Below are 13,942 nucleotides of genomic sequence, written 5' to 3'. Positions count from 1 at the left end.
CCGTTTATAATAAGGTTAAAGCGGTTTTTGAAATGAAGTTTTACTGTGTGAAACCATGCCTGACCGATGCCTGTTTGCCGGAAGTTCCGCCCCCCGGCGCTTCGTCATGTCCGGCCGGCCGCGTTTCACGCCTGCCTGGAGTCGCCCACCCGACGCTCCCGCAGCCACACTTTCGTTTCATCAATTGCAAATCCGCCTGAGGGGAGCATAAGCCTGATGCCATTGCAGAACCAGTATTCTGTCCGTTCCACGCTGGAAGTCGGCGGCAAGTCGTACACGTACTACCGCCTGGAAGGCCTGGAAGAGAAGGGACACGGATCCATCTCCAAGCTGCCTGTCTCCATTAAAGTCCTGCTCGAGGGCGCCATCCGCCAGTTCGACGGACGCGGCATTACCGCCGACCACGTCTCGCAGCTCATGAACTGGGCTCAGAAGCGCGAGGACAAGGAAATCCCGTTCATCCCCGCCCGCATCGTGCTGCAGGATCTGACCGGCGTGCCGGTCGTCGTCGACCTGGCCGCCATGCGCGAGACCGTCAAGAAAAACGGCGGAGATCCGAAAAAGATCAATCCGCTCGTGCCGGTCGACCTCGTCATCGACCACTCCGTCATGGTCGACGCGTTCGGCTCGCCGGACGCGCTTGAGATCAACCAGCGCATCGAGTTCGAGCGCAACGCCGAGCGCTACAAGTTCTTCCGCTGGGCGCAGACCGCGTTCGACAACTTCCGGGCCGTGCCGCCGGATACGGGCATCGTCCACCAGGTCAACCTGGAGTATCTCGCCTCTGTAGCCGCGACCAAGGTCATTGACGGCGAGACCGTCGTCTTCCCGGACTCCCTCGTCGGCACCGACTCCCACACGACGATGATCAACGGCCTTGGCGTCGTCGGCTGGGGCGTCGGCGGCATCGAGGCGGAAGCCGGCATGCTCGGCCAGCCGCTCTACTTCGTCGCGCCTGAAGTCATCGGCTTCAAGCTGACAGGCATGCTCGCCGAGGGCGCGACCGCGACCGACCTGGCGCTGACCGTCACCGAGATTCTCCGCAAGCGCGGCGTCGTCGGCAAGTTCGTCGAGTTCTTCGGCCCCGGCCTGTCCAACATCAGCCTGCCGGACCGCGCGACGGTCGCCAACATGGCTCCGGAGTACGGCGCGACGGTCGGCTTCTTCCCGGTCGATGCGATCACGCTGAACTTCCTCCGCCAGACGGGCCGCACCGAGGAGCAGATCGAGCTCGTCGAAGCGTACTACAAGGCGCAAGGCATGTTCCGCACCGACGATACGCCGGACCCGACGTTCACCGACGTCATCGAGCTTGACCTGTCCACGATCGTGCCTTCCCTGGCCGGTCCGAAGCGTCCGCAGGACCGCATCGAGCTGACCGCCATGAAGGAAGCTTGGAACAGCACCGTGCGCACGCCGGTCGACAAGGGCGGCTACGGCCTGTCCGACGCCAAGATCGAGGAAGTCGTCGAGATCAAGCATGCGAACGGCAAAGTGAGCAAGATGGGAACGGGCGCCGTCGTGCTCGCCGCCATCACGAGCTGCACGAACACGTCCAACCCGAGCGTCATGCTCGGCGCCGGCCTCGTCGCCAAAAAGGCCGTCGAGAAAGGCCTCGTGAAGCCGGAGTACGTAAAAAGCTCGCTGACGCCAGGCTCGCTCGTCGTCACCGACTACCTCGTGAAGGCTGGACTGCTGCCGTACCTCGAGCAGCTCGGATTCCATGTAGCCGGCTACGGCTGCGCGACGTGCATCGGCAACTCCGGTCCGCTGCCGGAGGATGTCAGCCAGGCGATCGCCGACAACGACATGACCGTCGCGGCCGTCCTGTCCGGCAACCGGAACTTCGAGGGCCGCATCCATGCCCAGATCAAGGCGAACTACCTGGCGTCCCCGCCGCTCGTCGTCGCCTATGCTCTGGCCGGCACGGTCAACATCGACTTCGCGAACGAGCCGATCGGCCACGATCAGCAAGGCGAGCCGGTCTACCTGCGCGACATCTGGCCTTCCTCCGAGGAGATCGCCAATGCCGCCAGCTCGGCGATCACGCCTCAGATGTTCCGCGACAAGTACGACAACGTCTACACGCATAACGAGCGCTGGAACCAGATTCCGGTGCCGGAAGGCGAGCTGTACGAGTGGGATGAGGACTCCACCTACATTGCCAACCCGCCGTTCTTCGAGAACCTGGCGGACGGCATCCGCGACGTCGCGGACATCAAGCATGCCAAGACGCTGCTCCTGATGGGCGATTCCGTCACGACGGACCACATCTCCCCGGCCGGCAGCATCCGCGCCGACTATCCGGGCGGCAAGTACCTCCTGGAGCACGGCGTCGAGAAGAAGGACTTCAACTCCTACGGCTCCCGTCGCGGCCATCATGAGGTCATGGTGCGCGGTACGTTCGCGAACATCCGCATCCGCAACCAGGTCGCTCCGGGCACCGAGGGCAGCTTCACGACCTACCTGCCGACCGACGAAGTGACGTCCGTCTACGAAGCCTCGATGAAGTACCAGGCCGACAAGACGAACCTGATCGTCATCGGCGGCAAGGAATACGGCACCGGCAGCTCCCGCGACTGGGCCGCCAAGGGCACGTTCCTGCTCGGCGTGAAGGCCGTCATCACCGAGAGCTTCGAGCGGATCCACCGCGCGAACCTCGTCGGCATGGGCGTCCTGCCGCTCTGCTTCCAAGAAGGCCAAGGCTGGAAGACGCTCGGCATCACCGGCCGCGAGACCTTCGACATCGAAGGCCTCACGAACGACGTGAAGCCTGGCGACCAAGTGACCGTCACCGCGACCCGCGAAGACGGCAGCAGCTTCCAGTTCCAGGTTACGGTACGTCTGGACTCCCTCGTGGAGGTCGACTACTACCGCAACGGCGGCATCCTGCAGACCGTTCTGCGCCAGATGCTGAGCGAGCAGAAGTAAGATTTTTCCCTTTCCGCGCCGGAAGCATCCGCTTCCGGCGCTTTTTTTGTATTCCGCTCCCGATCCGAGTAGAAATGGTCCCAGCTGAACGACGAGCGCTCCTGCAGCAGAGCGTCCAACATCGCCAAGACATCCTCCTTCGATCGAATTTCCTCTGCTCCCATTGAACTTCACCCCTTCTCAGCTCTACATATCCTGCTTTCATTCGACAGCATTCGACTTCATAAAACGCTTGGCAAGCATCCAAAGAAGCAGATTTAGCGCTTCAACCGAAAAAAGCAATTCCTTCCTAATTCTACCTGAAGTCCTACTCCGGCACATCCTCCCCGGGACTTAATGATGAGATGCCGTGAGCTTTCCTTGAGCTTTCACTTCTAAAGAATCAATTGTTACTTTTTAGAATTTTCTGTATTTACGAACGATTTCTCCCGTGATAGATTTATTCACACGGCTGCAATCTGGAAATATCAGATCGGTTATTGCCGAATAAATTAATGGGGGTGCATAAATAATCTCTTTTCATGCGGTTTAGCTTTGTTTAATCTGCACTTACTAAAAAAACGAATTGGAGTGAATTAATTTCATGAAAAGATCCGTCTCGGCCCTGCTGGGAAGCATTTTGCTGCTTTCTTCCGTTTCTTTGGTTAACGCCGCCCCTTCGATGAGCGTCATTCCCGAGGATTCGCTCGCGCCTCAATTCATCGGCGGCGATACGAATGCGGCTGCCGCTGGCGGCACATCCGAGGATAAGGTATGGGCTTTCCTGCGCAGCCAGCAGACGAAGCTCGGCCTGACGACGTCCGATCTCAAGACCGCCTTCCAAATCAAGGACAAGCAGCTGGACGCGGGGTCCGGCATCGAGCATTTCCGCCTCCAGCAGGTCGTGAACGGCGTCCCGGTCTACGGCGCCGATCAGACGATCCATGTCGACAACAAAACCGGAAAAGTGACCTCCTTCCTCGGCGCCGTCATTCCTTCCAAAAAGCAGGAGCAGTTCGCCGCGAAGGCGCTCCAGCCGCAGCTCAGCCCGACCGACGCCATCGCCGTCGCGACCGCGGAAGCCGCCTCGCGGATCGGCAGCCTCGGAGCCTCGGAAAAGGCGCCTTCCGCTCAGCTGTTCGTCTACGCCGAAAACGGAGCGAACAATCTGGTGTACGAGACGGAAGTGAACGTGCTGGAGCCTGAAGCGCTCCGCACCCGCTATCTGATCGATGCCGTCGACGGCCATATCGTGCTGCAATACGACCTGCTGCAGCATGCGACCGGCACCGGCACCGGCGTCGCTGGCGATACGAAGACGTTCCAGACGACGCTGTCCGGAAGCACGTATCAGCTCAAGGACACGACGCGCGGCAACGGCATCTCGACGTATACGGCTTCGAACCGCACCTCCTTGCCGGGCACGCTGCTGACCGACAGCGACAACGTCTGGTCGGACCGCGCGGCGGTCGACGCGCATGCGTACGCCGGCCAGGTGTACGACTTCTTCAAGAACAAGTTCGGCCGCAACAGCCTCGACGGCAACGGCTTCGCGATCCGCTCTACGGTCCACTACAGCTCGAGGTACAACAACGCTTTCTGGAACGGCTCGCAGATCGTATTCGGCGACGGCGACGGAACGACATTCACCTATCTGTCCGGGGACCTGGACGTCATCGGCCACGAGCTGTCCCACGGCGTCATCGAATACACGTCGAACCTGCGCTACCTGAATGAATCCGGCGCCCTCAACGAATCCTATGCGGACGTGCTCGGCAATTCCATCCAGGCGAAAAACTGGCTGATCGGCGACGACATCTACACGCCTGGAGTCGCCGGCGACGCGCTGCGCTCGATGTCCAACCCGACGCTGTACGGCCAGCCGGACCATTACGCCAACCGCTACACCGGCACGGCCGACAACGGCGGCGTCCATACGAACAGCGGCATCACGAACAAAGCGTTCTACCTGCTCGCCCAAGGCGGCACCCATAACGGCGTGACCGTCGCCGGCATCGGCCGCGACGCCGCCGTGAACATCTTCTACAACACGGTCGCCTACTACCTGACGTCCACGTCGACGTTCGCTTCCGCCAAAAACGCCTCCATCCAGGCGGCGAAGGACCTGTACGGCACGAGCTCTCCGTATGTGACGTCTGTGACTAATGCGTTCCGCGCCGTCGGCCTTTAGCTCCGCTACGGATTGACGGCAGCGTTCCGCGCCGTCGGCCTTTAGCTCCGCTACGGGTTGACGGCAGCGTTCCGCGCCGTCGGCCTGTAGAAACCGGCGAGGCGATTGGACGCTGCGGCGAAGCGGGTAGAAGGAGAAGATCCGACCATCCCGTCCGCAAAGGAGAATCGCCATGACCGCACCGAAAGAACCGATGCCCTCTCCCGCCGAGCTGCCGGCCCGCTCGGTCGACGCCATCGAGGAGCTGGCCGGGAGCCACCCCGGCCAGCGCCGCGCGCATGCCCGCGGCATCTGCGCCCGCGGCGTGTTCACGCCAAGCGGCGAGGCCGCCCGCCTGACCGGCGCCGCGCATCTGCAGCGGGAGCCGAGCGACGTCGTAGTGCGCTTTTCCAATAGCGCCTCCGACCCGTCGACGAGGGACCTGCTCTCTCCCGCCAAAGGAATGGCCGTGCAGTTCCAGCGCCCCGACTCCGCCGGCGTAAAGCCGGTCATCGTGGCGGTGACCGCGTCCGTGTTCGTCGCCCGTACGCCGGAGTCGTTCCTCGAGATGATGCTCGCCGCTCGCGATCTGGCCCGCGACGGCTTGTCCGTCAAGGAGCGGCTGAAGTCGCTGCTCGGAAGCTTTCCCCATGCCGGCGAGGCGCTGACGATCCTCTCCGAGCTGAAGCCGCCCGCGAGCTTCGCCTCCGTGCCGTACCATTCGATCCATGCGTTCTACCTCGTCGACGGCGAGGGGCGCAAGCAGCCGGTCAAGTACGAGTGGATCCCGGATGCCGAGGTGGCCTATCTGCCTCTGCTGAAGACGGCGGCAGCAAGCAAGGACTACCTGGAGGACGAGCTGCGCGAGCGGCTGGAGAAGCTGCCGGCCGGCTTCACGCTGCGGATCGCGCTTGGCGAGCCGTGGGATCCGGTGGACGACTCCAGCGCGCGCTGGCCGGCCGATCGGCCGACGCTCGATATCGGCCATCTGTCGATTGCGGAGCTGACGGACGAGCCGGCAGGGCTGCTCATGGACCCGACCGCGACCGGGCAAGGGATCGAGATTACCCCCGATCCGATTCTGAGCTTCCGCCGCGAGGCGTACGCGGTCAGCTATGAGCGCCGCATGAAGGGCATTTAGCCGGCGCAAATGTCAAAAAAACAGCCTGCGGACCGATCGGTCCGCAGGCTGTTTGGTTTTGGCATGCCGATATTTTGGAATGAATGGCAAAAGCTGCTCTCGGCGTCCGAAACCCGCTCCTCTGCCGTTAGTAGGTCAGTCCCCACTGGGCGCGGATCCGATCCATCGTCTCCAGGATGCGGACGCTCTCGGCGATCGGCATGATCTCGCTGGACGTCCGGCCCTCGCGCAGGGCGTCCATCGCCTCCTCCGCCTCGAACGCATAGCCGTTGCAGACGCGGCCGTCCTCGAACACGACCGGCTCCTCGCCCTTCACGCGCAGCTCCGCCCCGCGGCTCCAGAGGAAGCCGGGGATGCGGATGCGGCCCTTGGTGCCGTAGATCCAGGCGTCGTTCTCCATCTCCAGCCGGATCGAGCCGTGCAGCGAGGCCGCGCGGCCGTCGCCGTAGCCGAGCAGCAGCGAGAACTGCTCGTCGACGCCCGTCTCGCCGATGCGCGCGACGCTCTCGATCCGCTCTGGCTGCGCGCCGAAGACGAACGAGGCGAACGACACGGGATAGATGCCGGCATCGAGCAGCGTGCCGCCGCCGAGGTCCTTGTTCAGCAGCCGCCCGTCCGGATTCCATCCGGCGTCGAAGCCGAACTCGGCCTTGAGCAGCCGCACCTCGCCGATCGCTCCCTCGTCCAGCCAACGCCGCGCCTGGCGGATCGCCGGCAGGAAGCGCGTCCACATCGCCTCCATCACGAACACGCCCTTGGACTCGGCCAGGCCGGCGATCTCCCGCGCCTCGGCCGCGTTCATCGCCAGCGGCTTCTCGCACAGCACCGGCTTGCCCGCCGCCAGAGCGGCGAGCGCATGCTCCTTGTGCACGGGATGGACCGTGCCGATGTAGACGATGTCGACCTCGGGATCGGCAGCCAGCTCCTCGATGCTGCCGTGCGTCTTTGCGATGCCGAACTTGCCGGCGAACGCCGCCGTCTTGTCCGGATCGCGTCCGGCTACGGCCGCGAGCTCCGCTCCTTGCGCGTGCGCCAGGTCCTTGGCGAAGCCTTCCGATATGCCGCCCGGCCCCATGATGCCCCAGCGGATCGTCTTTTTGCCTTCCATGCGCTCAGCTCCTGTCGGATAGTGATTGCCTTTCCTTACCCGAAATCAAAGATGCTTCATCACGATCCGCTCCACATGCTCCAGATGGGCCTGCATCTCGGCGGCGGCGAGCGCTTCGTCGCCCGCCTCCACCGCCAGCAGGATGCGCTCATGCGCGTCGGCGAGCCTTCCTGCGACCTCGCGGCTCGCATACAGCTCCGTCCGGCGCACGGCGCGGATCGCCCGCTCGATCGGCGCCATCAGCGACTCGTACAGCCGCGCCATCATGCGGTTGCCGGTCGCATGGGCCAGCGCCAGATGGAACTCCATGTCGTAGCGCTCGCCCTCGAGGTCGTCGCCGAGCGTGCCGCTCATGCCCTCGGCCAGCTCGCGCAGCCGGGCGACGTCGTCCGCGCTGCGCTTGCGGGCCGCGAGCGCGACGTTCGCCAGCTCCAGCGAGCGCCTCGCCTCCAGCAGCTCCAGCAGCTCCTCGCGCGTCGCGCCGGCGGCCGCGAGCAGCGGCGGCAGGCCGCCCGCCCGCTCTTCCGGCGGACGCACGACGCTGCCGCCGCCCTGGCGGATGTCGATGTAGCCCATCGCCTTGAGCGCGCTCAGCGCCTCCCGCATCGTCGACCGCCCGACGCCGAAGCGCTCCGACAGCTCGCGGGCCGAGGGCAGCTTGTCGCCCGGCTTGACGCTGCCGTCGTCGATCAGCCGGCGCAGCTGCCCGGCGATCGCTTCATAGTGATTTTGCTTGTTCAGCGGCTTTACCTCCACGGCTGCCGTCCCCCTTTGCCCTCCATGCTACCCGATGAGCAGGATCGTGACAATGCCGGGGCCGTGCACGCCGATCGTCAGGTCGTTCTCGATGTCGGCCGAGCGGCTCGGTCCGGAGATGAAATGCACGCCCGCCGGCATCGCCTCCCGTCCCGCCTCGTCGAGCGGCAGCAGCAGCTCGCCGAGCCGGGTGGCGAGCCGCTCGCGCGGCAGCACGACGAACAGCGCCGTCGGCAGCAGGCTGACGCTGCGCCCCTTGTGGGGAGCGGAGCGGACGCACACCGAGCCGGTGTACGCCGCCGCTCCGTCGGCGAGCACGACGCCGAAGTCGGCTTCCGCCGCCCGCGGCAGCCAGCTCTCGCGGCCTGCGCCGTCCTCGTTCCAGACGCGCACCTCGCAGCCTTCGGGCTCGAGCGCGGGCTCCAGGCCGAGCCGCGCGAGCTCCGCCTCGTCCTGCCGCAGGATGCGCCGCGCCTTCATCTCCCGCGCCTGCTCGGCGATGAAGCGGCCCGCCGCCTCCAGGTCCGGCAGCTCCGCGAGCTTGCCTCCCGCCGCCTCGAAATGCTCGCGCAGCTTGGCCGCCCGCTCCTCCGGGCTCCACTGGAACTCGCGCCAGAACGCAGGCGCGCCGCGCCGCGGCTGCACCGGCCGCTCCAGCTGCCGCGGCCGGCCGAGCTTGGCCGCGATGCCGTCCATGAACGCCTGCTGGCGCCGCTTGGACTGCTCCTCCAGCTCGCTCAGCCATTCGCGCCGACTCGCGGCCGACTCCGGCGGCGCCGTGCCGCCGGGCGGCTCGGCTTGCGCCGACTCGCTCTGGCCAGCCGATGCGGCCGCTTGAGTTGCCGCTTCCGGCGGCGCCGCGCTTTCGCGAGTCGACGCAGTCGATTGAGCGGCCGAATCCACCGCCCGGCCGGCTCCGACGCCCTCGCCGCCTGCGGCGCTAGCTTGCTGCCGCTTCATGTCCTCACCCATGCGAGTCTCCTCCTTTGCGCCCGCCCCGGCGCGCGAGCTCCTCCAGCCGGTTTTTCACCGCCGGGTCCATCTCCCGCAGCTCCCCCGTCAGCTCCTGCTCCAGCGTGCTCCACCGCTTGCGGAAAGGCTGCTTCGCCAGCGTCGGCGTCACGCGATACTTGTTCCAGCCCTTCAGCGGCCCGAGCCGCAGCCGGATCTCCCCGCCGCGGGCGACGAGCCGCTGGCCGAGCCGTCCCGCTCCGAGCGCCGCGCCCATGAGGCCGGCGCGGCCGGCGACCGCTCCGAAGCCTTTCATGCCCAGCGTCTCAAGCGCATCGGCGCGGCCGGCCTCGACCTTGCGCCGCCGCAGCGACACGAGCATGTCATGCAGCGGGATCTTGACCGGACACGCCTCATAGCAGGCGCCGCACAGGCTCGATGCGCTCGCGATGTCGTCCCACTCGGCGACGTTGCTCTTGAGCGCCGGCGTCAGCACCGCTCCGATCGGTCCGCTGTACGTGCCGCCGTAGGCATGGCCGCCGATGTGGCGGTACACCGGGCAAGCGTTCAGGCAAGCCCCGCAGCGGATGCAGTTGAGCAGCTCCTGGAATTCCGGGTCGCCGAGCTGGTTGGAGCGCCCGTTGTCGAGGATGATGAGGTGCATCTCCTCCGGACCGTCGGCGTCGTCCGCGCGCTTCGGCCCCGTGATGCCCGACATGTAGACGGTCAGCCGCTGGCCGGTGGCCGAGCGCGGCAGCAGCGTCGCCATCGTTTCGAGATCCTCCCAGGAGGGGATGATCCGCTCCATGCCCATGAGGGTGATCTGCGTTTTCGGCACGGTCGACACCATGCGGGCGTTGCCTTCATTTTCAAAAAGCACCATCGACCCCGTCTCCGCGATCGCGAAGTTGCAGCCGGTCATGCCGATGTCCGCCTCGAGGAACTTCTCGCGCAGCTTGCGCCGCACGAAGCCCGCGAGGATCGTCGTATCCGGCGGCAGCGTCTCGCCCGCCTCGGCCGACAGCAGCTCGGCGATCTGGTAGCGGTTCTTGTGGATCGCCGGGATGATGATATGCGACGGCGTCTCGCCCGCCAGCTGGATGATGTACTCGCCGAGGTCCGTCTCCACCGCCTCGACGCCGATCGACTCCAGCGCATGGTTGAGATGGAGCTCCTCGGTGACCATCGACTTGGACTTGACGACCGAGCGCGCTCCGGCCGACTCCGCGATCGCGAGCGACAGCGACACCGCCTCCTCGGCGGTCGACGCGAAATGCACCTGGACTCCGTTCGCCCGCGCGTTGTCCGCGAACAGGTTCAAGTAATAGTCCAGATGCGCGATCGTATGCAGCCGGATCTGCCGCCCTTGCTCGCGCCATTCGTCCCAATGGCCATGCGCCTCGGACGCCGCCTTTTTGCCCGAGCGCAGCCGCTCGGTCGTGAACTTGACCGCCTGGCGGAGGAACTCGTCGTTCAGCGCCAGTCCAGCCCGCTCGCGCACCGTGTCCGGCTGCGCTGGCTTGGCCTGCTCCTTGATCATCCGACTCTCGCTCCTTCCTCCAGCAGCTCCGCCAGATGCAGCACGCGAACCGGCTCGCCCCGGCGGCGCAGGTTGCCGGCGATGTTCATCAGGCAGGCCATGTCGAGGCCGACGAGCACCTCGGCTTCCGTCTCTTTCACATGGTCGGCCTTTTCCGTCACCATCGCGCCGGAGATATCCGCCATCTTGACCGCGAACGTGCCGCCGAACCCGCAGCAATCCTCGGCGAAAGGCAGCGGCACGAGCTGCAGCCCATCGACGCCGCGCAGCAGCTCGAGCGGCTCCTCCTTGACGCCGAGCAGACGGCTGCCGTGGCAGGACGGATGGTAGGTCACCTTATGCGGGAAGCGCGCCCCGATGTCGGTCACGCCGAGCACCTGCACGAGGAACTGAGTGAACTCGTATGTTTTGGAGCGGAGCTCCCGCGCCTCGCGCAGCGCCTCCGGCTCGTCCTTGAACAGCTCCTCGTAGTGATGGACCATGTACGTGCAGGAGCCGGACGGCGAGACGACGAAGTCGCTGTCCCGGAATGCGGCGAGGATCGTGCGGGCGGTCTTGCGCGCCTCGTCCCAATAGCCGCTGTTGTACGCCGGCTGTCCGCAGCAGGTCTGGACTTTGGGAAAGTCCAGCTTGACGCCTTGCCGCGCCAGAATGCGCGCCATCGCTTCGCCGACCCGGGGATAGATCGCATCGCTCAGGCAGGTGATGAACAGGGAAACTTTCATGAGTGCACCTCTCCGTCAATTGGTCAGGTTGTCAGACAAGTTGAGTTGATGCCATTATACGCCAGCCTGCTTCGCCGCGCTAGAGCGAATTGCGCCGAGGGGCTGCTTCGGGAGAGCCCTCGTCCTCGTCCGCTCTCGCTGGCGGCGCTGCGGATCGAGCTTCCTTCGGGCGACTGCAACCCGATTTTTTTCGGGTTGCAGCCTTAGATTCGCCCTCTCGCACGCCTGGAACCCGACTTTTTCGGGTTGCAGCCTTAGATTCGCTCTCTCGGGCGACTGCAACCCGATTTATTCGGGCTATCGCCGACGGAACGCTCACCTCGGTGCCCAGTAACCCGATTTTTTCGAATTATTGCCCACTGATCGCTCACTTCGGAGCCCAGTTACTCGGTCTTTCCGCGCAACTCCCCTGCTCCGCACCCTCTTCGAGCCCAGTTACTCGGTTTTTCCGCGTTATTCCCCCGCTCCGCACTCTCTTCGAGCCTAGTTACTCGGTCTTTCCGCGCAACTCCCCTGCTCCGCACCCTCTTCAAGCCCAGTTACTCGGTTTTTCCGCGTTACTCCCACGTCCGGTCACTCTGTTCGAGCCCAGTTGCTCGTTTTTTCCGCGCAACTTGCAGGAAAACAAAAAAGGGACGAAGCCGAGCATAGCTCAGCTCATCCCTTCCCTTCTAGAACACCACGCTGAGCCGCCACTCAGTGGCACACCCAGCGGAGCAGCGCATCTCCTAGCATCGCCTACTCAGGATCCGTGCCTGCGACCGGCTCATCCGGCTCCGCCTGCCGCGTACCTCCGTCGGCTCACCCAGCCCCGCCTTCCGCCGGCTCCTCCTGCTAAGCGCGGCGCGCCCGGCGGCGGCCCAAGGCCAGCCCCGCGCCATAAACGGCGAGGAGCAGCGCCATCGACAGCGCCGCCCAGCGGTACATGACCGCATAACCGGTCGCGGCCGCGACGGCGCCGAGCAGCATCGAGCCGGCCGCGACGCCGAGGTCGGTCGAGTTGTAGAACAGGCTGTTCGCCGACGCCTGGCGGGCAGCCGGCATGCTGCGCAGCATCCATGCCTGCGCGGTCGGCTGAATCGAGCCGAAGCCGAGTCCGTACAGCAGCGCCGAGAGCAGCAGCAGCCCGGTCGTATCGGACCAGCTGAGCAGCAGCAGGCCGCCCATCAGCAGCAGCGAGGCCGCGGGCAGCACCGCGAGATGCCCGAAGCGGTCGAACAGCCGGCCGGCGATCGGCCGCACGAGCAGGATGGCGACGGCGTTCAGCAGAAAGAAAAGGCCGATATTCGGCAAGCCCATTTCCCGTCCGAACAGCACCAGGTAGCTCAGCAGGCCGCCATAGGTAACCGCCATCAGCGTATTCAGCAGCGCGGGCAGCCAAGCTGGCCCCGCCTCGCTGCGCCCGAGCTCCTCGCGCGCTCCTGCCGCTGCCGAGCCGACGCTCGCCCTCTCCGCGGCCGTGCCTCCGATTGCCGCAGCAGGCACTCTGACCCGGACCGGCGGGATAGCTCGAAAAACGAGCAGCAGCGGAATGATGACGAGCGAGGACGCCGCTCCCGCCAGCGACAGCGCGCGGAAGCCGAGGCCGTCCATGATCGACAGGCCGATCATCGGACCGAGCGACATGGCCATGCTGCTGGAAAGGCCGAAGTAGCCGACCCCCTCCCCCATCCGCCGCGGCGGAATGATGCCGGTCACCAGCGTCGGCAGCACGGTGCTGGCCATGCCGAAGCCGATGCCGAACAGCACGCGCAGCGCCAATAGCGCTCCGATGCCCGACACGGCCGAAAAGCCGAGCGTCGCCAGCGCGGATACAGCCAATCCCGCGAACAGCACGATGTTGCGCGAGATGCGGCCGAGCATCCACGCCGTCGCGAAGCGGGCGGCGATCGCCGCGAGCGCGAACAGGCTCGTCACGAGGCTGATGACGAACGGTCCCGGCGCGAAGCGCTCTTCGACATACGAGGGCAGCGGCGACATGAGCATTTGCAGGCAAAGGAACATGAGGAACGCTCCGATCGTCAGCACGATGAACGAGCGTGTCCATAACGGCTCCTTGCGCAGCGTCAGCGGCTCAGCGCTCATCGGCTTCCTCCTGCGCCTCAGCCAAGGACGATGCCGGCGGCTGCACGATGCGCTGCAGTAGCTGCCGCAGCTGCGCCCGATCTTCCTCCGTCAGCGCGCGGAGGCCGATGTCGAGCGCCTTGCGCTCGACCGGCCTGGTCTCGGCCAGCAATCGCTCGCCCTGAGCCGTCGCATGGATCCGCTGCGAGCGCCGGTCCTTCGGATCGGGCTGCTTGACGATCAGTCCCTTTGCCTCAAGCAGCTCCAGAATGCGCGTCGTCGTCGGCTTGTCTTTTCCGGTCAGCTCGCCAAGCTCCCTCTGGATCCGGCCTCCGCGCTCGCAGATCCGTGCGAGCATCGACCACTGTTCCGGCGTAATATCCCAGTCGCGCAGCTGCTGCAGCAGCGTCAGGCTCACCTTTCGGTAAGCCGCTCCGAGCAAAAATCCGATCGAATCGTCCAGACCGGCGCCGGACGCCGGACCAGATCGAGGATGAGTCAAGTCTTCTGATTCATGCATGATGGCCTTCCTTCTTTCTGTCCTGTTCATTAGTTGTCACAACAACTATACGCCTTT

10 protein-coding genes are annotated in these 13,942 nt (G+C 65.2%); 3 read left to right on the top strand and 7 right to left on the bottom strand.

The genetic code is table 11. The annotated features are described in order from the left end of the window. Window positions 1-216: 216 nt before the first annotated feature. The 3 genes from acnA to B8V81_RS15085 all read left to right on the top strand — a co-directional run bounded on the left by acnA (window position 217) and on the right by B8V81_RS15085 (window position 6,221). Window positions 217-2,931 (top strand): aconitate hydratase AcnA, encoded by a 2,715-nt coding sequence (gene acnA, locus B8V81_RS15100; protein ID WP_028597860.1) that lies wholly within the window; start codon window positions 217-219, stop codon window positions 2,929-2,931. 583 nt (window positions 2,932-3,514) lie between these two features. Then, window positions 3,515-5,101: a M4 family metallopeptidase gene (locus B8V81_RS15090; RefSeq protein WP_028597858.1), complete on the top strand. Its 1,587-nt coding sequence runs from the start codon at window positions 3,515-3,517 to the stop codon at window positions 5,099-5,101. 172 nt (window positions 5,102-5,273) lie between these two features. After that, entirely contained in the window at window positions 5,274-6,221 is a 948-nt protein-coding gene (locus B8V81_RS15085; protein ID WP_084136725.1) for a catalase, read from the top strand. Window positions 6,222-6,348: 127 nt separating this feature from the next. Here B8V81_RS15085 and B8V81_RS15080 read toward each other — a convergent pair whose 3' ends face one another. The 7 genes from B8V81_RS15080 to B8V81_RS15050 all read right to left on the bottom strand — a co-directional run bounded on the left by B8V81_RS15080 (window position 6,349) and on the right by B8V81_RS15050 (window position 13,885). Next, a complete protein-coding gene (locus tag B8V81_RS15080; protein ID WP_028597856.1) occupies window positions 6,349-7,329 on the bottom strand; it encodes a Gfo/Idh/MocA family protein in 981 nt (326 codons plus the stop codon). A gap of 45 nt (window positions 7,330-7,374) precedes the next feature. Further along, on the bottom strand, window positions 7,375-8,085 hold the full coding sequence (locus B8V81_RS15075; protein ID WP_028597855.1) for a FadR/GntR family transcriptional regulator: 711 nt from the start codon (window positions 8,083-8,085) through the stop codon (window positions 7,375-7,377). 27 nt (window positions 8,086-8,112) lie between these two features. Further along, entirely contained in the window at window positions 8,113-8,826 is a 714-nt protein-coding gene (locus tag B8V81_RS15070) for a LutC/YkgG family protein (RefSeq protein ID WP_028597854.1), read from the bottom strand. Window positions 8,827-9,049: 223 nt separating this feature from the next. Continuing rightward, a complete protein-coding gene (locus tag B8V81_RS15065; RefSeq protein ID WP_052333012.1) occupies window positions 9,050-10,576 on the bottom strand; it encodes a LutB/LldF family L-lactate oxidation iron-sulfur protein in 1,527 nt (508 codons plus the stop codon). Continuing rightward, window positions 10,573-11,301: a (Fe-S)-binding protein gene (locus B8V81_RS15060; RefSeq protein WP_028597852.1), complete on the bottom strand. Its 729-nt coding sequence runs from the start codon at window positions 11,299-11,301 to the stop codon at window positions 10,573-10,575. The genes B8V81_RS15065 and B8V81_RS15060 overlap by 4 nt, the downstream gene beginning before the upstream one ends. An 834-nt stretch (window positions 11,302-12,135) precedes the next feature. Next, a complete protein-coding gene (locus tag B8V81_RS15055; RefSeq protein WP_043111000.1) occupies window positions 12,136-13,386 on the bottom strand; it encodes an MFS transporter in 1,251 nt (416 codons plus the stop codon). Continuing rightward, the gene (locus B8V81_RS15050; protein WP_052333011.1) at window positions 13,376-13,885 is read right to left on the bottom strand and encodes a MarR family winged helix-turn-helix transcriptional regulator; all 510 of its coding nucleotides are present in this window, start codon (window positions 13,883-13,885) and stop codon (window positions 13,376-13,378) included. The genes B8V81_RS15055 and B8V81_RS15050 overlap by 11 nt, the downstream gene beginning before the upstream one ends. Window positions 13,886-13,942 lie beyond the last annotated feature (57 nt).

This window comes from Paenibacillus pasadenensis, from assembly GCF_002864175.1.
GTDB lineage: Bacteria > Bacillota > Bacilli > Paenibacillales > Paenibacillaceae > Paenibacillus_O > Paenibacillus_O pasadenensis.
This window is presented reverse-complemented; position numbering and strand designations above follow the sequence as displayed.

Coding starts and splice junctions, on each gene's coding strand:
- B8V81_RS15090 (WP_028597858.1), top strand. CDS start 3,515: ATGAAAAGATCCGTCTCGGCCCTGCTGGGAAGCATTTTGCTGCTTTCT.
- B8V81_RS15080 (WP_028597856.1), bottom strand. CDS start 7,329: ATGGAAGGCAAAAAGACGATCCGCTGGGGCATCATGGGGCCGGGCGGC.
- acnA (WP_028597860.1), top strand. CDS start 217: ATGCCATTGCAGAACCAGTATTCTGTCCGTTCCACGCTGGAAGTCGGC.
- B8V81_RS15085 (WP_084136725.1), top strand. CDS start 5,274: ATGACCGCACCGAAAGAACCGATGCCCTCTCCCGCCGAGCTGCCGGCC.
- B8V81_RS15050 (WP_052333011.1), bottom strand. CDS start 13,885: ATGCATGAATCAGAAGACTTGACTCATCCTCGATCTGGTCCGGCGTCC.
- B8V81_RS15065 (WP_052333012.1), bottom strand. CDS start 10,576: ATGATCAAGGAGCAGGCCAAGCCAGCGCAGCCGGACACGGTGCGCGAG.
- B8V81_RS15055 (WP_043111000.1), bottom strand. CDS start 13,386: ATGAGCGCTGAGCCGCTGACGCTGCGCAAGGAGCCGTTATGGACACGC.
- B8V81_RS15060 (WP_028597852.1), bottom strand. CDS start 11,301: ATGAAAGTTTCCCTGTTCATCACCTGCCTGAGCGATGCGATCTATCCC.